Source organism: Curtobacterium sp. MCPF17_003 (assembly GCF_003224385.1).
In the GTDB taxonomy this organism is placed as follows: domain Bacteria; phylum Actinomycetota; class Actinomycetes; order Actinomycetales; family Microbacteriaceae; genus Curtobacterium; species Curtobacterium flaccumfaciens.
In genome coordinates this window covers 64695-86304 of sequence record NZ_QKLC01000006.1, presented here as the reverse complement: position 1 = coordinate 86304, position 21610 = coordinate 64695, and the positions used below count along the sequence as shown (strand labels likewise).

Genomic DNA, 21610 nt, shown 5'->3' with positions numbered 1-21610 from the left:
GAGCGCTAGAGGCTTGTAGGAGCGGCACCGGAGTCGATCTTCGACGCGGATAAGGGTCGACGCGCATCGACAGAGGCGTATCGCAACGCGGCGCCGTGAGCGAGCGCGGCAGCCTTCACACGCTTCGGCAGCTCGCGCAGCCGGTTGACCGCTGCCCGGTTGTTGCGATACTGCACAGCCAGGAACCAACCATGGCCCGATCCGTCCGACCTCAGGTAGCTGATCAGTTGGTCTTCGAGCCCGTTCCAAAACTTGCCATTGTGCAGCTTTTTGATCTCGATGAGGACACGAATGGTCGTGCCGGAGGATGCTTTGAAGTCGACTGGACCGCGCCCGAGCTCGACCTCGCGGTCGAGTTCGACGTCGAACTGTCTGAGGTACTGCTGAGCCATCCCCAGGAAGCTGAGTTGCACGGCTTGCTCGGGCTTCTCGGATCCGTCGTCGTTCCACAGTAAGGACCAACCGCGTTGCTGCTCGACGAAGTGCCGGAACCGCTCAATGACCTCCGCGATGAGATCGAGAAGCTCCTCAGAGGACGCCACGCTGCGGAAGGGGAGCGCGTTTTCGACTGCGAAGGCAGCCGGGTCGCGGTCCCACTGCACAACGCCAAGTCGATCAGCGCCGAAATCGTAGCCGCTGAGGTCCGGTCGGGAGGTCTGTTCCCGCGCCCAGTCGCGGACCCGATCGGGGTGACGGCGCGCGAATTCGACGATGCTGGACTTCGAGACAGCCTGTCCAACGGGAAGGTTCAGCGAGAGCCGAATGTCCTCGTTGAAGTGCGAGTCGAACCAGTCTTCCGCGTTCAAGGTCGGTATCTCTCCGAGGATTCGTTCGGGGAGAAGGATGATCGGACGTCCCGTTGCCGGATTGGACGGGAGCTCGACGACCTCGTCAACCCAACGTGCATGTTCGACCGAGACTCGCGCGTGTCGGACCTTGTGACCGACAAGAGGCAGGTCGTGTCTGCGAGCGACAGCTTGGGTGTAGGAGATGAATCGGGCCTTCAAGACGTTGACGGCAGCGTCCGAGATGCGGTCTGCACCCAGTCCTTCGTTGAGGATACCGATCTCTTCGATGTGCTCAGGAGTGACGAGTCCAGCGGCGATCGCGACAGCGATGCCGTCGACCATTCGACCCGCGAACTTGTCTCCTGCGCCAGAACCGCGAGTCCCCGATTCGGTGTAGCCCAGGCCCACCTCGTATGGCTCGGGGAACGTCAGAAGCCGCCGCGCAGCCTGCGCCGAGACGGAGCTTGGTCCCGAAGCTTTGGCGACAAGCTCGTAGCAGTGAACGAAGTGAGCGATCAGCTCTGCGTGCGCCTCCGCCCATTCTTCGCCGGCTTCTAGCAGCAGCAGCGGGTCCACGAAGAGGCGAGTGTCGATCGTCATGTGTGGATCGAACCAGTCATCGGCTTCGTCACGCTCGATACCGAAGTGTTCCGAGAACCGCATCGCATCCCCCAAGTCTGTGCGGGCGTTCCGTGACGTCCGCAGGGACACCTGTCCGTCCTGCGGGGCCGTGCCCGATCAATCCTCGACTGTACGGAGTTGCGGCTGGAACTCCCGCTTGCCACGCAGCTAGGGACAGGACCGGCGCCTGGCAAACTGGCGACGATCGGAGGGAGCCGGTGACTGTGAGCGAGAGCCCCGTCACGTGCCAGCGCGCCGCTTGCTCGCGCGCGCCCGCGTGAGCCCGTAGATGCCCGGTGAACACTACGCACCCCCCTTTCGTATTGTGTCACCGGACACCGCCGTCAGGTGCGTCAGCGCCGAGGTCTCCATCGCCGCCTCGGTCGTCGGATCGAGGCCGGAGCGGTCCCCGATCGCGAGTCCGCGCAGCAGCGCCGCTCCGGGCTGCGGCAGGTCGGCCGTGGCCCGGACGAACGCCTGCCGCGCGGTGTCGGTGGCGCCGAGCAGCCCGTCGGGCGGCACCGACGACGGCGTCCCGCGCAGGAACGCCACGAACGCGGTTGCGGAACCGGGTTCGTCCGGCTGCACGGCGGCGGTCACGGTGACCCGGGCACCAGCCGCCAGCACGGCGCCCGGTGCGTCGCCGTGCTGGTCGGGGACGAGCCGGACCGGCACCCGGAGCCCGTCGAGATCGTCCGCGCGCACCAGCTTCGCGGTGACGGAGCGGTCCCCCGGCAAGAGGTCGCGGGTCAGCACCGCCTCGACGTCGACGTGCCCCGCCCCCGGACCGGCGACGAGCGCACGCAGCGGTTCCGGGGCCCGCCGGGACTCCCCCACGAGGACCGACACCGCGAGCAGTGTCGTCAGGGACCCCGCGACGAGCAGCAGTCCGGCGACGACCGGCACGACCCCGGCGCCCCGACGCCACCGGAGCACGCTGCCGCTGACGCCGGTCAGGAGCGCTGTGGCCCCACCGACCACGGGTGCCACGTCGGGCACGCCGACGAGCAGGGCGGTCGCGATCCAGGCGACCGCCACCGGCACCGCGACCCGCAGGTCGATCGCACTCGGTGCGAGCTGCACCGTCGCCCCTCAGACCCGCACGCGACCGCGGAGCTCGGCGAACCGCACGTCGCCGATGCCGCTGACGTCGAGCAGGTCCTCGACCGCGGTGAACCGGCCGTGCTCGTCACGCCAGGCGATGATCCGCCCGGCCAGCCCGGGTCCGATCCCGGGCAGGGTCTCGAGCGCGGTTTGGTCGGCGGTGTTCAGGTCGACGACGGTGGACCCCTCGGCCCCGGTGCCCGCAGTGCCACCGCTGCCCCCTGCCCCGGCAGCGGCAGTCGGCCCGGCGGCAGCACCGTCTGCCATCAGCCCGAGCGCCTCGGGCACCTCCTGTTGCCCGAGGCGCGGCACGTACAACCGCTCGCCGTCCGTCAGCACCCGGGCCAGGTTCAGGCGGTCGAGGTCGGCGTCGTCGGTGGCGCCACCGGCACGTTCGAGCGCGTCCCCGACCCGGCTCGATGTCGGCAACTCGACCACACCGCTCCGCCGCACCGCCCCGAGCACGTGCACCACGACCCGCCCGGCACCCGTGTCCGCGCCGACACCCGGAGCAGACGAAGCCCCGACACCGGCACCGGCACCAGCAGGGGCCGACGGCGACGGCGACGGCGCGCCCGACGCCCCACCCGCACCGGCCGTCGGCGCGCCACGCACGACGATGCCACCCGTGCCCCCGGCGCCCTCGCCACCACCCGACACGAGCGCCCCGACGAGGACCACCACGACGGCGACCACCACCACGACCGCCGCCAGCACCACGGCGGCCCGTGGGGACAACGCGAGACGGGACCACCAGGGTCCGGGAGACGACGGGGACGACATGTGCGGAACGCTACGGAGCCCGGCCGATCGGCCGGGCTCCGGAGGTCACACCCGTGGACGGGTGCCGCGAACGCCCCTGCTGTGGAGGGACGACGCCAGGGACGGTCGCTACCCCTTGATGGCGATGTTCACGAGCTTCGGCGCCCGGACGATCACCTTCACGATCTCGCGGTCACCGATGTACCGCTGCACGTTGGCCGACGACCGCGCGAGCTGCTCGAGCTCGTCCGGCTCGATCGACTTCGACACCTCGAACGAATCACGCACCTTGCCGTTGACCTGCACGACGGCCGTCAGGGTCTCCTGCACGAGCAGCGTCGGGTCGGCCTTCCGCCAGCCGTACGTGGCGACGGTGGCCTCGTAGCCCAGCTTCTCCCACATCTCCTCGCCGGTGTACGGCGCGAAGACGCTCAGGCCGAGCGCGATGGTCTCGACGGCCTCGCGCACGGCGGGGTCACCGGCGCCGGGCCCGCTGTCGATCGCCTTGCGGGTGACGTTGACCAGGTCCATCAGTCGCGCGATCACGACGTTGAACTTGAACGACTCCATCATCCCGGGGGCGTCGGCGAGGAACCGGTGCGTGACCTGGCGGAGTGCCCGGTCGCCGTCGGCCCACACGGCGTCCCGTGCGGACGTGACGTCGAGCGCCAGGCGGTACGCCCGCGCCAGGAACCGAGCCGAGGCGGACGGTGAGACGTCCTCCCAGTTGATGTCGTCCTCGGGCGGGCCGGCGAAGCCCATCACCAGGCGGATGGCGTCGACGCCGTTCGCGTCGAGCTCGTCGCCGAGCGAGACGCCGCCCTTCGACTTCGACATCTTCGAGCCACCGGACAGCACCATGCCCTGGTTGAGCAGCGCCGAGAACGGCTCGGTGAAGTCGAGGTACCCGAGGTCGAACAGCACCTTGGTGACGAAGCGGGCGTACAGCAGGTGCAGGATCGCGTGCTCGATGCCGCCGATGTACTGGTCGACGGGAGCCCAGCGGCGCGCGGCTGCCGGGTCGAACGCCTGGGTGTCGTCGTTCGCCGACAGGAACCGCAGGAAGTACCACGACGAGTCGACGAAGGTGTCCATCGTGTCGGTGTCGCGGAGCGCCGGGGTGCCGTCGACGGGGTTCGGGACGTTCACCCAGTCGGTCGCGCCACCGAGCGGGGACGTGCCCTTCGGCTTGAGGTCGAGCCCCTCGGTGTCCGGCAGCACGATCGGCAGCTGGTCCTCGGGCACCGGGTGCTCGGTGCCGTCGGCACCGTGGATGATCGGGATCGGGGTGCCCCAGAAGCGCTGGCGCGAGATGAGCCAGTCGCGCAGGCGGTAGGTCTTGGCGGCACGGCCGGTACCGCGTTCCTCGAGCAGCGCGATCGCCGCGGTGATGGCGTGCTGCTTCGACATGCCGTCGAGCGGCCCGGAGTTGATCATCCGGCCCTGGCCCGTCAGCGCTTCGCCGGTGGCGACCGGGTCGAGGGTCGGCACGTCGAAGTCGTCGAGCGTCGCGCCCTCGGGGATGACGGGGATCGCCCCGGTGACGGCGGCGTTCGTGTCGACGACCACCTTGACGGGCAGGTCGAACGCACGCGCGAAGTCGAGGTCGCGCTGGTCGTGCGCCGGCACGGCCATCACGGCGCCGTGGCCGTAGTCGGCGAGCACGTAGTCGGCGGCCCAGATCGGCAGGCGTTCCCCCGTGAGCGGGTGGATCGCGGACCGGCCGAGCGGCACGCCGGTCTTCGGGCGATCGGCGTTCTGCCGGTCGATCTCCGAGGTCTTCTGGGTGGCGACCAGGTACGAATCGAACGCAGCACGGACGTCGTCCGGAGCAGACGAAACGAGCTCAGCCGCCAGGTCGGAGTCCGGCGCGACGACCAGGAACGTCGCCCCGTGGATCGTGTCCGGACGGGTGGTGAAGACCGTGACCGGCTCGTCGCGGCCCTCGATCACGAAGTCGACGTCGGCACCGACCGAGCGGCCGATCCAGTTGCGCTGCTGCGCGATGACCTTCGCCGGCCACCGCCCCTCGAGCTGGTTCAGGTCGTCGAGCAGCCGGTCGGCGTACTCGGTGATCTTGAAGTACCACTGCGTGAGCTTCTTCTTCACGACGACGGCGCCGGAGCGGTCCGAGGTGCCGTCGGGCAGGACCTGCTCGTTGGCGAGCACGGTCTGGTCCACCGGGTCCCAGTTCACCCAGCTGTCCTTGCGGTACGCCAGGCCCTTCTCGTACATCTTCAGGAAGAGCCACTGGTTCCACTTGTAGTACTCGGGGTCCGAGGTGTGGATCTCGGTGGTCCAGTCGAACGACGGCGCGTAGCGCTTGAAGGACGCCTTCTGCTGCTCGATGTTCGCGTAGGTCCAGTCCTTCGGGTCCACCCCGCGCTTGATCGCCGCGTTCTCGGCCGGCAGCCCGAAGGAGTCCCAGCCGATCGGGTGCAGCACGTTGAAGCCCTGCTGACGCCAGTAGCGCGCGACGAAGTCCCCGAGCGCCCAGTTCTCGGCGTGTCCCATGTGCAGGTCGCCGGACGGGTACGGGAACATCTCGAGGATGTACTTGCGCGGACGGGTGTCGTCGAGGTCGGTGGTGAAGAGCCCGAGCTCTTCCCAGCGGGGCTGCCACTTCTCCTGGATACGACGGAAGTCGTAGGCGTTCGGGTCCTCGGCGTGCTGCTCGGTGGTCACGGTCGTCAACGATACAAGCCGGGAGGCCCGTCCCGCGTCCGCCTGTCGGCTCACCCTGCGAGCAGGCGTCCGTCCCGCATCCGCAGGGTGCGGTCGACCAGGTCCGGCGCCACCGGGACGTGCGACACGATGACGACCGTCCGACCCGCTGCGCGGGCCGTGGTGACGAGGTCACGCAGCACGGCGTCACCGAGGTCCGGGTCGACGTCGGCGGTCGGTTCGTCGAGCACCAGCACCGGGAACGCGTGCAGCAGTGCGCGGGCGAGCGCGAGCCGGTGCGCCTGGCCGCCGGACACGAGCACGCCGCGTTCCCCGACCGAGGCGTCCAGCCCGCCCCGTCGGACGACCCAGTCCCCCAGGCCGACCCGGTCGAGCACGGCGAGCAGTTCGGCGTCGGTCGCGGTCTCGCGGGCGAAGAGCAGGTTCTGCCGCACCGACTGGTCGAACACGAACGGGTCCTGTTCGATCAGGCCGACCCGCGCCCGCACCGCGTCCGGGTGCATCGCCTTCGCCTCGACGCCGTCGAGCGTGTAGGAGCCCTCGTGCTCCACGAACCGGACGAGCGCGTCGACCAGGGTCGACTTGCCGGCACCGCTCGGCCCCTGGAGCACGACGACCTCGCCGGGCGCGAGCGTGAACGAGACCCCGTCGACCGCGGGCTCGGCCGCCCCCGGCCAGCGGATCGTCAGGTCGTGGACGGCGAGTGTGACCGCACCCTCGACCACCAGCGACGCTGGGTCGGCGTCCTCGTCGGGCTCTGGGACGATGCCGACGGGCACCTCGGCGGGCACGACCTGCTCGACCCGTTCCGCCGCGGCACGCACGCGGCGGAGCGTCAGGACGGCGAGCGGGACGGTCCCGACGACCTCGAAGAGCGCCAGCGGCACGAAGACCGCCAGCGCCCAGAGCGGACCGTCGAGCGCACCGGACACCACGGCGGGGGCACCGACGGCGAGGATCCCGATCACCGCACCGCCACCGACCAGGCCGACCAGGGCACCGACGAGCGACTCGACCGAGCCACGGCGACGGACGGCCCGGGTGACGCCGGCGTCGAGCCGGGCGATGTGCGCGAGCCGCTCGTCGAGGGTGCCGTAGGCGGCGAAGACGTCGAGCGTCCGGACGGTGTCGAGCACGAGGTCCGCGACGCGACCCCGGTCTGCGGCGGTCTCGCGGTCGGAGCGCTCGGCGATCGACCGGGTGACGACGGTGCCGACCAGGGCCGCGACCGCCAGCGCGAGGAGGAGCACGATCGCCGCCGGCACCGACACGAGCGCCACGGCGATGACCGACAGCACCGCGACGACCCCGGCGGAGACGAGCGGGCCGACGACGCGGATCGGCAGGTCCTGCAGCCGATCGGTGTCGGTGACCAGGCGCGTCATGAGGTCGCCGCGTCCGGTCCGCCCGAGTCCGGCGGGCGCGATCGACGCCAGCCGCCGGTACATCTCCGTCCGCACCACGGCCAGTTGCCGGAAGGACGCATCGTGCCCGGCGAGCCGGTCGACGTACCGCAGCACGGCCCGCCCGAGAGCGAAGGCGCGCACGCCGACCATCACGAGCGTCAGGTACAGGATCGGCGGGTGCTCGGCGGCACGGGTGATCAGGTAGCCGCTCGCGGCGAGGAGCGCGACGCCACAGACCGCGCTGAGCGACCCGGCGGCGACCGCCTTCGCCCAACCGGACCCGTGCGGCATCGCGAGCCGCAGGACGGAGCGGCCACGGGCCTCCCGGCTCATGCGCGCACCCCCCTGCGGACCGTCACGGAACCGCCGACGCGGACGTCCACGCGGACGTCGGCCGCGGCGACGACCGCCGGTCGGTGGCTGGCGACCACGACGACCGCGCCGTCGGCCGCCAGGCCACGGGCGGCCGCGACGACCCGCGCCTCGGCCTCGGCGTCCAGCGCGGACGTCGGCTCGTCGAGCAGCACGAGGGGCGTGGCTGCGCGGCGCGCGCGGTACAGCGCGCGGGCGACGGCGACACGCTGTGCCTGGCCGCCGGACAGTCCGCTGCCACCGGCACCGACCTGGAGGCCCGGGTCGAGTCCCAGCCCCGCGTCGCCCAGGGCGGTGCGCACGTCGGCGTCCTCGGGGGTCGCGCTGAGCGCGACGTTCTCGGCGATCGTCCCGCGGACGAGACGCGGCCGCTGGTCGGCCCACGTGGTGCGCTCGGCGACGGAGGCACCGGCCGGGCCGGGCACGGTGACGGCACCGTCGTGCGGCAGGACACCGCGGAGCGCCGCGATGATGCTCGACTTGCCGGAGCCGCTCGGGCCGGCGAGCACGACGACGGTGCCGGGCTCGGCGTGCAGGTCGAACGGTCCGATCACGACGTCGGGTCGGCGGACGGTGAGCCCGCGGACGTCCAGGGCGGTGGCGGGTGCTGCGGTGTCCGTGTCGGTCCGGCTGCCGCCGCTGCTGCCGGTCGCGGACGGCGATGCGGTCTCGTCGTGGGCCAGCACGTCGAGCACCGCGGCCGAGGCCTCGACGCCGTCCTGGGCGGCGTGGAAGTCGGCGCCGACCTGGCGGATGGGGGCGAAGGCCTCCGGGGCCAGGACGAGCACGAACATCGCGGCGCCGAGGCCGAGCGAGCCGTCGACCAGGCGGATGCCGATCGAGACGGCGACCAGTGCGACGGACAGGCTCGCGGCGAGCTCGAGCGCGAAGCCGCTCACGAACGACAGCCGGAGCACGCCGATCGTGCCGCGGCGGTACTCGTCGGTGACCGCCCCGATGCGACCGACCTGGCGGCGCGCACGGCCGAAGACCTTGAGCGTGGCGAGCCCCTCGACGGCTTCGGTGAAGGCGCCACCGAGCTTCGCGAGGGCGTCCGACTGCTTCCGCTGCAGGGACTGCGTCGCCAGGCCGATCAGGATCATGAAGACCGGGATCACCGGCAGGGCGAACAGGATGATCAGCCCGCTCGTCAGGTCGCCCAGGCCGATCGCGACCAGGAGCATCGGCGTCGCGATCGCGGTGAGCGCGAGCTGCGGCAGGTACCGGCCGAAGTAGGCGTCGAGTGCGTCGAGCCCGGGGCCGAGCGTGGTGGCGAAGCCGGCGCTCGACCGGCCGGCCAGCCACGACGGACCACGCTCGGCGGCGCGGGCGAGCACCGTCGTGCGCATCTCGCTCTTCACCTTCGCAGCAGCGCGTGCCGCCAGGTCGTCGGTCGCCCAGGCGGCCACCGCGCGCAGGACGAACGCGCCGCCGAGCAGTGCGAGCGCCTGCCCGAACGCCGCCGGGACCGTACCGTCGCCGACGGCGTCGACCCCGAGGGTGACGGCCGCGGCGATCCCCCACGCGATCGCGATGGTCGCGAGCGTGCGGAGGACGCCGGTGCCGGCGGCAGCGACGATGAAGCCGCGCGCCGTCCGGGACAACCGCAGGAGTCGGGGGTCGAGGGGCTTCATCGTCGTCCGCCTAGTGCGCGGCCGCGGTGACCTGGGCGCGGGAGACGCGCTTGCGGAACACCCAGTAGGTCCAGGCCTGGTACGCGAAGACCAGGGGCACGAAGATCAGCGCGACCCAGCTCATGACGGTCAGCGTGTACGCCCCGGACGAGGCGTTGTACACGTTCAGGCTGTTGGCGACGTCGTTCGACGCCGGCATGACGTCGGGGAAGATCGCCGTGAACATCGCGAGCACGATCGCGGCGATGGTGACCGCCATCAGCGTGAAGGCGCGCCCCTCCTTGCCCCAGGCGTTGCAGAGCACCGCGAGGACCAGGGCGAGGGCGGCGACCACGGAGAGCACCAGCGAGGCCGGGGTGGCCCGGACGAAGGCCATCGACACCAGGAACGCGGCTCCGACGACGATCGTGACGATGCCGGCCCGGGTCGCCAGCCGCTTGGCGCGGACGCGGATCTCGCCCTCGGTCTTCAGCGCGACGAAGACGACCCCGTGGGTGAAGAACACCAGCAGCGTCGCGGCACCGGTCAGCAGCGCGAACGGGTTGAGCAGGTCGAAGATCGTGCCGGTGTAGTTGTGCCCGGCGTCCATCGGGATGCCACGGACGACGTTGCCGAACGCGACGCCCCACAGGAACGACGGCACGGCACTGCCGACGATGATCATCAGGTCGAAGCGGCGCTTCCACTCGAGGTGCTTGTTCTGGTGCCGGTACTCGAATGACACCCCTCGGACGATGAGTGCAGCGAGGATGAGCAGCAGCGCCAGGTAGAACCCGGAGAACATCGTGGCGTACCACTCCGGGAACGCCGCGAACAGGCAGGCCCCGGCGACGATGACCCAGGTCTCGTTGAGGTCCCAGACCGGGCCGATGGTGTTGATCAGGACCCGACGGTCGGTGTCGTCCTTGCCGAGGAACGGCAGGGACATACCGACACCGAAGTCGAATCCGTCGAGGACGAAGTAGCCGACGAAGAAGACGCCGACGATCGCGAACCAGAGAACGGGGAGATCCATCAGGCAGCGTCCATTTCTAGTAGACCGTCACTTCGTGCTTGACCTCGCCGGTCTCCTCGTCGACCTCGTCCGGGTCGGCGGGCCCCTCTTGCGCGACCTTCTTGATGAGCTTGAACTCGACGACGGCCAGCGAGCCGTAGATCAGGGTGAAGACCAGCAGCGAGATGAGGACCTCGAGCCCGGTCACGTTCGGCGACACACCGTCCTTCGTCTGGAGCAGCCCGAACACGAGCCACGGCTGGCGGCCCATCTCGGTGAAGACCCAGCCGACGATCATCGCGGCCATCGGCAGCGGCACGGTCCAGGTGGCGATGCGCCACACCCAGCGCTGCGTCGGGAACCGGCCCTTGCGGGTCAGCCACAGCCCGACCAGCGAGACCATGACCGCGCCGACGCCGAGGGCGATCATCCAGCGGAACGACCAGTAGGTGACCCAGATGATCGGCTTGTAGTCGCCGGGGCCGTACACCTGCGTGTACTGCGCCTGCAGGTCGTTGATGCCCTCGACCGTGCCGTTGAACGTGTGCGTCGACAGGAACGACAGCAGGTACGGCACCCGGATCGAGAACAGCTCGTGCACACCGTCGGGGGTACCGAGCGTGAAGATCGAGAACGAGGCGTCCTTACCGGTCGCGGTGTTGTACAGCGCCTCGGCCGCCGCCATCTTCATCGGCTGCGTGTCGACCATCGTCAGTCCGAGCTGGTCGCCGGTCAGGACGGTCAGCGCGCCGGCCGCGAGCATCGTCCACATGCCGAACTTGAGCGCCGGCATCATCGTCTCGAGGTTCTGGTTGCGGGCCAGGTGGTAGGCCGCGACCGAGATGATGACCGCCGCGGCGACCATGAAGCAGGCGAAGAGCGTGTGCGGGAACGCGGCCAGGGCGACCTTGTTGCCGAGCACCGCCCAGATGTCGGTGAGCTCCGCACGACCCTTGGCCTCGTTCATCGCGAAGCCGACCGGGTGCTGCATGAACGCGTTCGCGGCGATGATGAAGTACGCGGACATGATCGTGCCGGCGCTGACGCACCAGATGCTCGCCAGGTGCAGGCCCTTGGGCAGGCGGTCCCAGCCGAAGATCCAGATGCCGATGAACGCCGCCTCGAAGAAGAACGCCAGGATCCCCTCGAGCGCGAGCGGTGCGCCGAAGACGTCACCGACGAAGCGCGAGTAGTTCGACCAGTTCATGCCGAACTGGAACTCCTGCACGATGCCCGTCACGACACCCATCGCGAAGTTGATCAGGAAGATCCGCCCGAAGAACCGCGTCAGCTGCAGGTAGTGCGCGCGGCCGGTCCGGTACCAGGCGGTCTGGAACACGGCCACCACGGCTGCCATGCCGATCGTCAGCGGGACGAAGAGGAAGTGGTAGATGGTCGTCAGACCGAACTGCCACCGCGACAGGAGGAGCGGATCGAGGAGGTCGTTCATGCGGCGATTCCGAGACGGGTGGCCGCGCGCTGTTCGTGCACGTCAGTTGCTTCCTGTGGAACGGATACATCAGGTGTCACAGCCCTTGGGACACCACAAACGCTATCGCGCCGCGCCCCAGTTCGACAACTTGTAGAACCGCCCTGTGCACAAACGTGCACAGCCTCTGCACGGCACAACCGTGCGGAACCGATGTTCGCGCTGGCCACTCCGTGAACGACGACAGGCGCCGGGTAGATACCCGACGCCTGTCGTTTTACTTTCCGCCAGGTGCTAGAGCAGACCCTCGGCCTTGAGCCAGTCCTCGGCGATGGTGGACGCCTTCTCCTTGTCGGCCGTGCTCTTGGTGTTGAGCTCGATCAGAGCCTCGGTCGTGAGCTTCTCGTTGACCGAGTCGATCGCGTCCGCAGCCTTCTCGTCGACCTTCTTCGAGACGACCGGCACGACGTTCTGCGGCAGGATCAGGTTCTCCGGGTCCTTCAGCGTGACGAAGCCGTTCGCCTTGATGCTCGGGTCGGCCGTGTAGATGTCCGCCAGCTGGACGGTGTCGTCCTTGAGCGCCTTGACGGTCAGGGCGCCACCACCGTCCTCGATCGCCTTGAAGTCGACGTCGACGCCGTAGACCGACTTGAGCCCCTTCGGCCCGTACGGCCGCGTCTGGTTCTCGGAGTTGGCCCCCACGGTGAGCTTCTCGTCGACGTTCTTCAGGTCGGCGAGGCTCGTGACGTCGTTGTCCTCGGAGAACTTCTTCGTGACGGTGTAGCTGTCCTGGTCGGTCGCGTCGGCCTCGTCGAGGACCCGGAGGCCCTTCGGCAGGGCCTTGTCGAGCCCGTCGTCGATCTGGTCGGCGGTCTTCGCGTCCGAGTCCTTGTCGAAGTACTGCAGCAGGTTGCCGCTGTACTCGGGCATGACGTCGATGGCGCCCTTCTCGAGCTGCGGGATGTAGACCTCACGCTGCCCGATGTTGAAGTTGCGCTTCACGTCGAAGCCGTCCTTCTCGAGGACCTGGGCGTAGAGCTCGGCGATGATCTCGTTCGAGTAGTACTGCTGCGATCCGACGACGATGGTCTTCGAGTCGGACGAATCGCTGGAGCCGCTGTCGAGCGGGTCGCTCGACGCGCAGCCGGCGAGGGCGGCGACGACGCCCACCGCCATCGCGGCGGCGACACCGGCGCGGATCTTGGGTGCTGTGATCACGAGGGATTTCCTTCCGGGAGTGGATTGCGGGCTCGCTCACGCGACCCCTGACGCTGTCGGGCCGACGGGTCCGCGGTGCCCTTCGGCACCGCCGCCCGCTGCAGCACGGCGAACACGATCTCGAACGCGATCGCGAGGGCGATCACGAGGATGGAGGCGCCGAGCATCTCGGCGTAGTCCTGGGTCTTCAGGCCGAGGAAGAAGTACCCGCCGAGGCCACCGGCCCCGACGTACGCGGCGAGCGTGGCCGTTGCGACGACCTGCAGCACAGCGGCACGGATGCCGCCGATCAGGAGCGGGAGCCCGAGCGGGATCTCGACCTTCCACAGGATCTGCCAGCCGGTCATGCCCTGGGCCTTCGCGGCGTCGACGACCCCCGGGTCGACGGACTCGATGCCGGAGTACGCACCTGCGAGCACCGACGGGATCGCCAGGATGACGAGGGCGAGCAAGGGAGCCTGCAGCCCGATGCCGAGCAGCAGCCCGAACAGCGAGAGCACGCCGAGCGTCGGGAGCGCCCGCACCCCGCCGGACACGGCGATCGAGAAGCCACGAGCACGGCGCGTGTGGCCGATCGCGTACCCGACCGGCACGGCGATGACGGCGGCGATGAGCACCGCGAGCAGGGTGATCCAGACGTGCTCCCAGAGGCGCTGGGGGATGCCGTTGTAGCCGCCGTAGTTCGCGGGGTCGAACACCCACGCGAAGGCCTGTCCGATGATCACGAGGAGACCTCCGCTGCTTGCAGGACCCGGCGGGCCTGTCGGCGTGACACCGAGTTCGTCCGGGTCCACGGCATGACCAGCCGCCCGAGCAGCACGAGGAGGCCGTCGAGGGCGAAGGCGAGCACGAGCACCATCACGATGCCGGAGAGGATCTCCTCGTAGATCCCGCGCCCCAGGCCGTCGGTGAACAGGAGACCGAGGCTCGGGATGCCGAGGACCGCGCCGACCGTGGTCAGCGAGATCGTGGAGACCGAGACCACCCGGAGCCCGGCCAGCAGGACCGGACCGGCGAGCGGGAGCTCCACCCGGAAGAACCGCTGCGCCGGTGAGTAGCCCATGGCGGTCGAGGCGGACTTGGTCTCGGAGTCGACCGAGGTCAGCCCGTCGACCGTGGACCGGACCATCAGTGCGAGGCCGTACAGCGTCAAGCCGATGACGACGTTGATCGGGCTCTGCAGGCCGGTGCCGATGATGCTCGGCAGCGCGACGAACAGGGCGAGCGACGGGATGGCGTAGAGCAGACCGGCGAGGGTCACGATACTGCTGCCCACACCCGATGCGAAGCGCGACCCACCGGGGCGCTGCAGCCGGACCACCAGCCACCCGATCGGGATCGACAGCAGGAACGCGACGATGATCGGCGGGATCGCGATCGCGAGGTGGGAGAGGGTGTTGTCCCAGATCGTGTCGAGGTTCGCCAGCACCCACTTCACCGGGTGCCCCCACCCTGCGCCGGAGCACCCGGTGCGTCGTGCGACGCTCCGGCCTCTGCTGCTCGAGCGTCGGACTGCGGCACGGCCTCGGCGGCGTCGACGACCCCGACGGGACCCGTCAGTACGCCGGCCGCGCGGCCTTCACCGTCGACGACGATCGGACCCGTCGGTGTCTGCTCGACACGGAGTGCGCGGCGCCCGCGGCCGGCACCGATGAACGTGGCAACGAAGTCGTCGGCGGGCGCGGCGAGGATCTCGGCCGGCGTCCCCTGCTGGGCGATCTCGCCGCCCTTCTTGAGGATGACGACCTGGTCGCCGAGCTTGAACGCCTCGTCGATGTCGTGCGTCACGAACACGACGGTCTTGCCGAGTTCACGCTGCAGGCGGATGAGCTCGTCCTGCAGGTCGTTCCGCACCAGGGGGTCCACCGCACCGAACGGCTCGTCCATGAGCAGGATGTTCGGGTCGACGGCCAGCCCGCGGGCCACACCGACGCGCTGCTGCTGGCCGCCGGAGAGCTGTGACGGGTAGCGGTCGGCGAAGGCACGGTCGAGCCCGACGGTGTCCATGAGCTCGAGGGCGCGCTTCCGCGCGTCGGCCTTGGAGACGCCGGTCAGCAGCGGGACGGTCGCGATGTTGTCGACGACCTTGCGGTGCGGCAGCAGTCCGGAGTTCTGCATGACGTACCCGATGTGGCGACGGAGCTCGACGGGGTTGATCCCGGCGACGTCCGAGCCGTCGATCTCGACGGTTCCGGAGGTGGGGTCGACCATGCGGTTGATCATGCGGAGCAGCGTGGTCTTGCCACAGCCGCTGGATCCGACGAAGACGGTGGTGGTCCGGGACGGGATGACCAGATCGAAGTGCTCGACCGCAGTCGTGCCGTCCGGGTAGGTCTTGCGCACCGAGCGGAACTCGATCATGGGGTGCCCTTCTGTTCGGAGGTAGCCCGACTCCGGATGAGAGTACCCGGGGGTGCCGACATCGGTTCGCTGTGACGATCCGTGACGGACCCGCGGCGGTGCGCAGGGCGGCGGGGATGCCGACGGGCTCGACGGGATCGGCGGGGACGACGACGCCCGCGCCTCGGTGTTCGGAGGCGCGGGCGGATCGGATCGGTCACCGGCGTGTCGCGCTGGCTGACTGGGTGGTCAGGACGCGGCGATCACCGATTCCAGGTGCGCTCGGTTCATCCGGCGGTACTCCTCGATCAGCTCCGTGTCGGGGTGTTCGCGGTCGCGGTGCGCCCGTGCCAGCACCGCGTGACCGGACTCCGCGAGGACGACCCAGGCACGGGCGATGCGCTCGTCGTCCGGCAGGCCGAAGCGGTCCCGCATGATCTGGCCGACGGTCGCGCCGAGCGCGCCCATGCGGTCCTCGGCATCGCCCGTGCCGGTGTCCGCCGGGTCGCCGAAGCGGATGGCCCGGAAGCCGGGCTCGGTGCGGTACATGTCGGCGGTCATGTCGATGAGCGCGTCGTTGGCGTCCTGCCAGGTCTCGGCGCCGCTGGCGTCGAGCACCTCGACGAAGCGGGAGGCGAGCCGCTGGGTGCAGCGGATCGCGAGTGCCTCGACCACGGCGATGCGGTCCGGGAAGTACCGGTAGACGGTGCCGATCGACGCCCCCGCGCGCTCGGCGACCATGGCGGTCGTGAGCCGTTCGAACCCGATCTCGTCGATCACCGCGGCTGCGGCGTCGAGGAGGCCGGCGAGGCGCGCCGAACTGCGGGCTTGGACCGGCTCGTTCCTGAGCAGTGATGATCCCCCCGGCAGAGCGTTCGTTACCTCGGTGACGAGCACGTGTTCTCCTCTTGCGCTCCAGCGCGGTTGGTTGGTGTGACGGGGACAACTTTCGCAGAACCCGCCTGGAACGTGGCTGCGACTCACCAGTTCCGCCAGCGCGCGGATTCGTCAGCCGTCCATGGGATGATGACGCCATGCCCGACCCGACGCCCCACGAGCCGTCGTTGGCCGAGCCGCTCCTGCACCGCGCGGCCCGCATCGAGGACGCCGTCCAGGAGTTCCGCGAGCACCGTGCACGCCGTCGCGGACTGGTGCCCACGGTGGTCCCGTACACCGGCTACGGCGCGCCCGGTTGGGTGCGCATCCTCTGCCGTGTGCTGCTGACGCGCCGCGGTCTCGCCTCCGACGTCTCCTACGCCGGCGTCCGCGGCTGGAAGAGCTTCACGAGCGTCGCCGTCGACCACGCCGAGGTCACCGTCACCGCCGGCGGCGTCTCCCACGTGGTCAAGACCGACCGTGGCGGCGTCGTCGACACCATCGTCCCGATCGACCTCGAGCCCGGCTGGCGCACGGTGCGGCTGTCGGCAGGCGGTGGGCGCGACGTCGAGGCCGACGTGTTCGTCGTGCACCCGGACACCCGCTTCGGGCTGCTGTCCGACATCGACGACACCGTCATGGTGACCTCGCTCCCCCGCCCCATGCTCGCCGCCTGGAACTCGTTCGTCCTGACCGAGCACGCCCGCCGCCCGGTGCCGGGCATGTCCGTGCTGTACGAGCGGATCCTCGCGCAGCACCCCGGTTCCCCGACGGTCTACCTGTCGACGGGAGCATGGAACGTCGCCCCGACGCTGCAGCGCTTCCTGTCGCGCAACATGTACCCGTCCGGCACGCTCCTGCTCACCGACTGGGGTCCCACCCACGACCGGTTCTTCCGCAGCGGTCAACTGCACAAGCATGAGAACCTGCGGCGGCTCGCCAAGGACTTCCCGGACATCCGCTGGCTCTTGGTCGGCGACGACGGACAGCACGACGAGACCCTCTACGGCGACTTCTCGCGGGAGCACCCGGACAACGTCGCGGGCGTCGCCATCCGGCAGCTGTCCACGAGCGAAGCGGTCCTGGCCGGTGGTCGCTCGCGGGCGCAGGAACGCTCCCGTGACTCGTCGGCGCCCTGGGTGTACGCACCGGACGGCGCCGGCCTGTGGAGCGAGCTCGCGCGCGTCGGCATCATCGAGTCCGACGCCTCCGACCCGGCCTGAGCGACCCTTCATCACGATCTCGGCCCGGAGTCCCTTCGGCCGACCGCAGTGCTCGGGCATCGGGTGTTCGATCGGTCCATGAGCACCGAGCCGGCCGCACCACCCCCAGCCGCACCACACACACCGCCGAACCGCATCGAGGACCACGCCCTGATCGGCGACACCGGCACCGCTGCCCTGGTCGGCCGCGACGGGACCATCGACTGGGCGTGCCTGCCGCGCTTCGACAGCTCGTCGACCTTCGCCTCGCTGCTCGGCACCGAGGACCACGGGCACTGGACGCTGCGGCCCGTCGACGGTGACGCCACCGCCGAGTGGCGGTACCAGGGCGACACCCTGGTGCTCTCGACCGTCTGGACCACCCGTGACGGCGTGGTCGAGGTCACCGAGTTCATGCCCGTCGGAGCGCACCGCCCCTCGATCGTGCGGCGGGTGCGTGGGCTCCGCGGCACCGTCGAGCTCCGGCAGACGCTCCGGATCCGGTTCGACTACTCGCGGGCCCTGCCGTGGATCCGGCAGATCGGAGACGACGACGAACCGGCGCTGCTCGCGACGGCCGGTCCGGGCTCGGTGATCGTCCGGGGGCCGCAGTTCCGCGCCGACGACCACCGGCACACCGCCGTCACGACGGTCCACGACGGCGACGTGCTCGACACGGTGCTCACGTGGTACCCCTCGCATCGCGAACCTCCGGAGCCGCTCGACGTCGACGCGGCCCTCGCCCACACGGTGGAGTGGTGGACGGCGTGGACCGCCCCAGCGCAGACCACCGGTCGGTACGCCGACGCCGCACGACGGTCGCTGGTGTTCCTCCGCGCGATGACCCACGGCGAGACCGGTGGCGTCGTCGCAGCCGCGACCACGGGCCTGCCGGAAGACCCCGGCGGCGAACGCAACTGGGACTACCGCTACGTGTGGCTGCGCGACGCCTCCCTCGCGCTCGCGTCGCTCATCGCCCACGGCTACCGCGACGAGGCCACGCACTGGCGTGGCTGGCTGCTGCGCGCGATCGCGGGTGACCCCGCCGACGTGCAGATCGTGTACGGCATCGCCGGCGAACGCGAGCTGCCCGAACGGGAACTGCCCGAGCTGCCCGGGTACCTCGGGTCGACGCCCGTGCGCGTCGGCAACGGGGCCTCGACGCAGTACCAGGGCGACGTCTTCGGCGAGGTGCTCGCGGCACTGCACGACGCCCGCGAGCTCGGTGTCGAGGAGAACGCCGACTCCTGGGCGCTGCAGCGGGCGCTGCTCGGCTACGTCGAGGAGCACTGGCAGGAGCCGGACAACGGCATCTGGGAGATGCGCGGCCCGCGGCGCAGCTTCACCCACTCGCGGGTGATGATCTGGGCCGCGTTCGACCGCGGGGTCGCCGCGGTCGAGGAGTTCGGCCTCGCGGGCCCCGTCGACCGCTGGCGCACCCTGCGCGACACCGTCCGCGCCGAGATCGAGGAGCACGGCTGGAACGCCGCGCGCGGTTCGTTCCGCCAGCACTACGACACCGACGAGGTCGACGCGAGCCTGCTCGTCCTGCCGCAGGTCGGGTTCTGCCGCGCCGACGACCCCCGGATGACGGGCACCGTGCGCGCCATCGAGGAGGACCTGCGCGTCGGGGACGACGGCCTCGTGCTCCGCTACCGCACGACGGCCGGCTTCGACGGGCTGTCCGGCGCCGAGCACCCGTTCCTGGCGTGCTCGTTCTGGTTGGTGGAGCAGTACGCCGCCTCGGGCCGGGTCGAGGACGCGGAACGCCTGATGGACGTGCTCGTCGGGTACGCGAACGACGTCGGCATGCTCTCCGAGGAGATCGACGTCGCCACCGGGCACCACATCGGCAACACCCCGCAGGTGCTGTCGCACCTGACGCTCGTGTCGGCAGCGGACGCCATCGAGCGCGCACGTGGCGCGACCGTCGGGCACCGCACGCGGTTGCCCGTCCACGACGGCGGCACGCGGTCGTGGACCGGCGAGGGTGAGCGCGCCGGCTCCCCCGCCTGACGTCCCGCTCTCCGCCCTGAAGACGCCGTCGTCTCCGCGCGACGCCTCGAAGCCGCCGAGACGCCGCAGGATCCGGCGGCGTCTCGATGACACGACGGCGTCTTGCGATGCCCTGAAGGCGACCCCACGACGGACGGGAGGCCCGGTGCCAGCTGGCACCGGGCCTCCCGTCCGTCCGTGCGTCCGTTCAGGACGTCGGGAACGCGTCCGTCAGGACGACGACTCCCAGTCCGCCGGGCCGCGCGAACCGGCGCGGTACTCCTCGAGCGGGACCTCGTCCGCCTTCCAGGCGGCGACGACCGGCTCCACGATCTCCCAGCAGCGCTCGGCCACGTCACCGCGGATTGAGAGCAGCGGGTCGTCGTGGAAGATGCCGTTCAGGACCTCGCCGTACGGGGTGAGCTCGCCGTCGCTGAACGACGACGACAGGGTGACCTGTCCCATCTCGAACGGGTTGCCACCGCCGTTGGCCGACACCGACAGCTCGATCTCGTCCGGGTTCAGGACGATGCGCAGGGTGTCGGTCTTCGGGCGACCGCTCAGACCGGAGGGCAGGCGCGTGACCGGCTTGAAGGTGATCAGGACCTCTTTCCGGCTGGCGCCGAGGGCCTTGCCGGAGCGCAGCGTGAAGGGGACGCCGGCCCAGCGGGCGGTGTCGACCTCGACCGAGATCTCGGCGAGGGTCTCCGTCTTGCGCGACGGGTCGACGCCGTCCTCTTCCTGGTACGACGGCAGTTCCTTGCCGTCGATGGTGCCGGCCGTGTAGACCGCGCGGCGCGAGGCGATCTTCGCGTCGTCGCCCTTGAGGCGGGTGGAGCGCAGGACCCGGGCGAGCGACGAGCGGAACTCGACCGCGTCGATCGCGGCCGGGGCGTCCATCGTGACCAGGCCGAGGATCTGCAGCAGGTGCGACTGGATCATGTCGACCATCGCGCCGGCCTCGTCGTAGTACTGGGCGCGGTTCTCGAGACCGAGGGTCTCGTCGTAGAAGATGTCGACCTTCTCGATGTTCTCGGCGTTCCAGATGGGCTCGAACAGGCGGTTCGCGAAGCGCAGACCGATGATGTTCAGCACGGTGGTGCGGCCGAGGAAATGGTCGGTGCGGTGCACGCGGTCCTCGGGGACGAGCTTGAGCACGGTCTCGTTGAGGGCTTGGGCGCTGGCGACGTCGGTGCCGAAGGGCTTCTCGAAGGCCAGGGTCGTGCCCTCGGGGAGCTCGACGTGCTCGAGCGCCTCGCAGATGTCGGAGGCGATCTGCGGCGGGAGGGCGAAGTACAGGATCGGCTCGGATTCGGCCGCGGCCAGGAGCGCCTCGAGGTGCTTCGGGTCGGTGGGGTCGCCCTGGATGAACTGCGTCGACTCGATGGTCGCGTCGACCTCCGGCCCCTTGACGTCCTGCGACGCGAAGGACTGCGTGACGATGTCCTTCCACTTCTCGGGGCTGCGCTCGCTGCGGCCCGTGCCGATCAGCTGCACGGGGACTGCACGGCCGCTCTGCAGGAACGTGCCGAGGCCCGGCAGGAGCAGGCGGGAGGCGAGGTCGCCCGTCGCGCCGAAGATGATGAGGGTGCGCTTGTCGGTCACCTGAGGTGACTCCTTTCGCTGTGGTGGGAGGTCCGCTCCAGTCAAGTCGCGGGCGGGCCCGTTTGTTCCGGATCGGGACCGGAGTTCGTCTCCTGGACGCACTTCGGGCGGCACCGTTCTGGTGCCGCCCGAAGTGTCAGGTGCGCTGCAGCGCCGGGTCAGTGCCCGAAGTTGCCGCGGTAGTACTCGTAGACCCAACCGACCAGGGTGATCGCCACGAGGACGAGCCCGATCGGGACGATCCACAGGCCGGCGGCCACGCCGAGGAAGCACACGCCGACCGCGGCGGCCAGCAGGATGGGCCACCAGGACCACGGGCTGAAGTGCCCAAGCTCGGCGTCGCCGTCCTCGATGTTGGCGTCGGGGCGGTCCTCGGGCAGGACCCCGCCCTGGGACGACATGACCTTGCCGAGGTAGAAGGCGATGAACGCCGACATCAGGCCGGTGAGGCCGATCGCCACGGTGCCCACCCACTCGGGCTCGCCGTAGTAGATCAGCGCCCAGATCGTGTAGGCGGCGTCCGCCAGGATGAAGAACCCGAAGAGGATCCAGAACAGGTTGGTGTTCGCGCGCATGGCC

The 21610-nt window shown here is 70.1% G+C and carries 17 protein-coding genes; 2 read left to right on the top strand and 15 right to left on the bottom strand.

What is annotated here, in order from left to right; genetic code table 11:
• Nucleotides 1-5 precede the first annotated feature (5 nt).
• The 13 genes from DEJ30_RS07990 to DEJ30_RS07930 form a co-directional block, all read right to left on the bottom strand.
• Nucleotides 6-1451, bottom strand: a complete 1446-nt coding sequence (locus DEJ30_RS07990; RefSeq protein ID WP_146238521.1) for a hypothetical protein — start codon at nucleotides 1449-1451, stop codon at nucleotides 6-8.
• 261 nt (nucleotides 1452-1712) lie between these two features.
• Nucleotides 1713-2492 carry a hypothetical protein gene (locus DEJ30_RS07985; RefSeq protein WP_110860209.1) on the bottom strand — a complete coding sequence of 260 codons (780 nt, stop codon included), beginning with the start codon at nucleotides 2490-2492 and terminating at the stop codon, nucleotides 1713-1715.
• A gap of 9 nt (nucleotides 2493-2501) precedes the next feature.
• Complete coding sequence (locus tag DEJ30_RS07980; protein ID WP_110860207.1) at nucleotides 2502-3296, bottom strand: ComEA family DNA-binding protein; 795 nt, start codon at nucleotides 3294-3296, stop codon at nucleotides 2502-2504.
• A 108-nt stretch (nucleotides 3297-3404) separates the two neighbouring features.
• The gene (gene leuS, locus DEJ30_RS07975; RefSeq protein ID WP_110860205.1) at nucleotides 3405-5960 is read right to left on the bottom strand and encodes a leucine--tRNA ligase; all 2556 of its coding nucleotides are present in this window, start codon (nucleotides 5958-5960) and stop codon (nucleotides 3405-3407) included.
• Between the two features lie 50 nt (nucleotides 5961-6010).
• A complete protein-coding gene (gene cydC, locus DEJ30_RS07970; protein ID WP_110860203.1) occupies nucleotides 6011-7699 on the bottom strand; it encodes a thiol reductant ABC exporter subunit CydC in 1689 nt (562 codons plus the stop codon).
• Nucleotides 7696-9372, bottom strand: coding sequence for a thiol reductant ABC exporter subunit CydD (cydD, locus tag DEJ30_RS07965; RefSeq protein ID WP_110860201.1), 1677 nt, complete (start codon nucleotides 9370-9372; stop codon nucleotides 7696-7698). Before cydD ends, cydC begins: the two co-directional genes overlap by 4 nt.
• 10 nt (nucleotides 9373-9382) lie before the next feature.
• Nucleotides 9383-10387 (bottom strand): cytochrome d ubiquinol oxidase subunit II, encoded by a 1005-nt coding sequence (cydB, locus tag DEJ30_RS07960; protein WP_110860199.1) that lies wholly within the window; start codon nucleotides 10385-10387, stop codon nucleotides 9383-9385.
• Between the two features lie 16 nt (nucleotides 10388-10403).
• Nucleotides 10404-11816, bottom strand: coding sequence for a cytochrome ubiquinol oxidase subunit I (locus DEJ30_RS07955; protein ID WP_027465275.1), 1413 nt, complete (start codon nucleotides 11814-11816; stop codon nucleotides 10404-10406).
• Between the two features lie 273 nt (nucleotides 11817-12089).
• Entirely contained in the window at nucleotides 12090-13013 is a 924-nt protein-coding gene (locus DEJ30_RS07950) for an ABC transporter substrate-binding protein (RefSeq protein WP_110860197.1), read from the bottom strand.
• Complete coding sequence (locus tag DEJ30_RS07945) at nucleotides 13010-13738, bottom strand: ABC transporter permease (protein ID WP_027465273.1); 729 nt, start codon at nucleotides 13736-13738, stop codon at nucleotides 13010-13012. The genes DEJ30_RS07950 and DEJ30_RS07945 overlap by 4 nt, the downstream gene beginning before the upstream one ends.
• Nucleotides 13735-14451: an ABC transporter permease gene (locus DEJ30_RS07940; RefSeq protein ID WP_027465272.1), complete on the bottom strand. Its 717-nt coding sequence runs from the start codon at nucleotides 14449-14451 to the stop codon at nucleotides 13735-13737. The genes DEJ30_RS07945 and DEJ30_RS07940 overlap by 4 nt, the downstream gene beginning before the upstream one ends.
• The gene (locus tag DEJ30_RS07935; protein WP_071248155.1) at nucleotides 14448-15374 is read right to left on the bottom strand and encodes an ABC transporter ATP-binding protein; all 927 of its coding nucleotides are present in this window, start codon (nucleotides 15372-15374) and stop codon (nucleotides 14448-14450) included. Before DEJ30_RS07935 ends, DEJ30_RS07940 begins: the two co-directional genes overlap by 4 nt.
• Before the next feature lie 228 nt (nucleotides 15375-15602).
• Complete coding sequence (locus DEJ30_RS07930) at nucleotides 15603-16250, bottom strand: TetR/AcrR family transcriptional regulator (protein WP_110860195.1); 648 nt, start codon at nucleotides 16248-16250, stop codon at nucleotides 15603-15605.
• 137 nt (nucleotides 16251-16387) lie between these two features.
• Here DEJ30_RS07930 and DEJ30_RS07925 point away from each other — a divergent pair, with 137 nt between their 5' ends.
• Together DEJ30_RS07925 and DEJ30_RS07920 are read left to right on the top strand one after the other, a co-directional pair.
• Nucleotides 16388-17452, top strand: coding sequence for an App1 family protein (locus tag DEJ30_RS07925; RefSeq protein ID WP_110860193.1), 1065 nt, complete (start codon nucleotides 16388-16390; stop codon nucleotides 17450-17452).
• 78 nt (nucleotides 17453-17530) lie between these two features.
• Nucleotides 17531-19447 (top strand): glycoside hydrolase family 15 protein, encoded by a 1917-nt coding sequence (locus tag DEJ30_RS07920; RefSeq protein WP_110860191.1) that lies wholly within the window; start codon nucleotides 17531-17533, stop codon nucleotides 19445-19447.
• A 210-nt stretch (nucleotides 19448-19657) separates the two neighbouring features.
• Here DEJ30_RS07920 and DEJ30_RS07915 read toward each other — a convergent pair whose 3' ends face one another.
• Both DEJ30_RS07915 and DEJ30_RS07910 read right to left on the bottom strand, forming a co-directional pair.
• The gene (locus tag DEJ30_RS07915; RefSeq protein WP_110860189.1) at nucleotides 19658-21031 is read right to left on the bottom strand and encodes a glucose-6-phosphate dehydrogenase; all 1374 of its coding nucleotides are present in this window, start codon (nucleotides 21029-21031) and stop codon (nucleotides 19658-19660) included.
• 158 nt (nucleotides 21032-21189) lie between these two features.
• Nucleotides 21190-21606 (bottom strand): cytochrome c oxidase subunit 4, encoded by a 417-nt coding sequence (locus tag DEJ30_RS07910; protein ID WP_110860187.1) that lies wholly within the window; start codon nucleotides 21604-21606, stop codon nucleotides 21190-21192.
• Nucleotides 21607-21610 lie beyond the last annotated feature (4 nt).

Excerpts from the sequence above, each read along its gene's own strand:
- DEJ30_RS07990 (WP_146238521.1), bottom strand. The coding sequence starts at position 1,451 with ATGCGGTTCTCGGAACACTTCGGTATCGAGCGTGACGAAGCCGATGAC.
- DEJ30_RS07980 (WP_110860207.1), bottom strand. The coding sequence starts at position 3,296 with ATGTCGTCCCCGTCGTCTCCCGGACCCTGGTGGTCCCGTCTCGCGTTG.
- cydC (WP_110860203.1), bottom strand. The coding sequence starts at position 7,699 with ATGAGCCGGGAGGCCCGTGGCCGCTCCGTCCTGCGGCTCGCGATGCCG.
- cydD (WP_110860201.1), bottom strand. The coding sequence starts at position 9,372 with ATGAAGCCCCTCGACCCCCGACTCCTGCGGTTGTCCCGGACGGCGCGC.
- cydB (WP_110860199.1), bottom strand. The coding sequence starts at position 10,387 with ATGGATCTCCCCGTTCTCTGGTTCGCGATCGTCGGCGTCTTCTTCGTC.
- DEJ30_RS07955 (WP_027465275.1), bottom strand. The coding sequence starts at position 11,816 with ATGAACGACCTCCTCGATCCGCTCCTCCTGTCGCGGTGGCAGTTCGGT.
- DEJ30_RS07935 (WP_071248155.1), bottom strand. The coding sequence starts at position 15,374 with ATGATCGAGTTCCGCTCGGTGCGCAAGACCTACCCGGACGGCACGACT.
- DEJ30_RS07925 (WP_110860193.1), top strand. The coding sequence starts at position 16,388 with ATGCCCGACCCGACGCCCCACGAGCCGTCGTTGGCCGAGCCGCTCCTG.
- DEJ30_RS07920 (WP_110860191.1), top strand. The coding sequence starts at position 17,531 with ATGAGCACCGAGCCGGCCGCACCACCCCCAGCCGCACCACACACACCG.
- DEJ30_RS07910 (WP_110860187.1), bottom strand. The coding sequence starts at position 21,606 with ATGCGCGCGAACACCAACCTGTTCTGGATCCTCTTCGGGTTCTTCATC.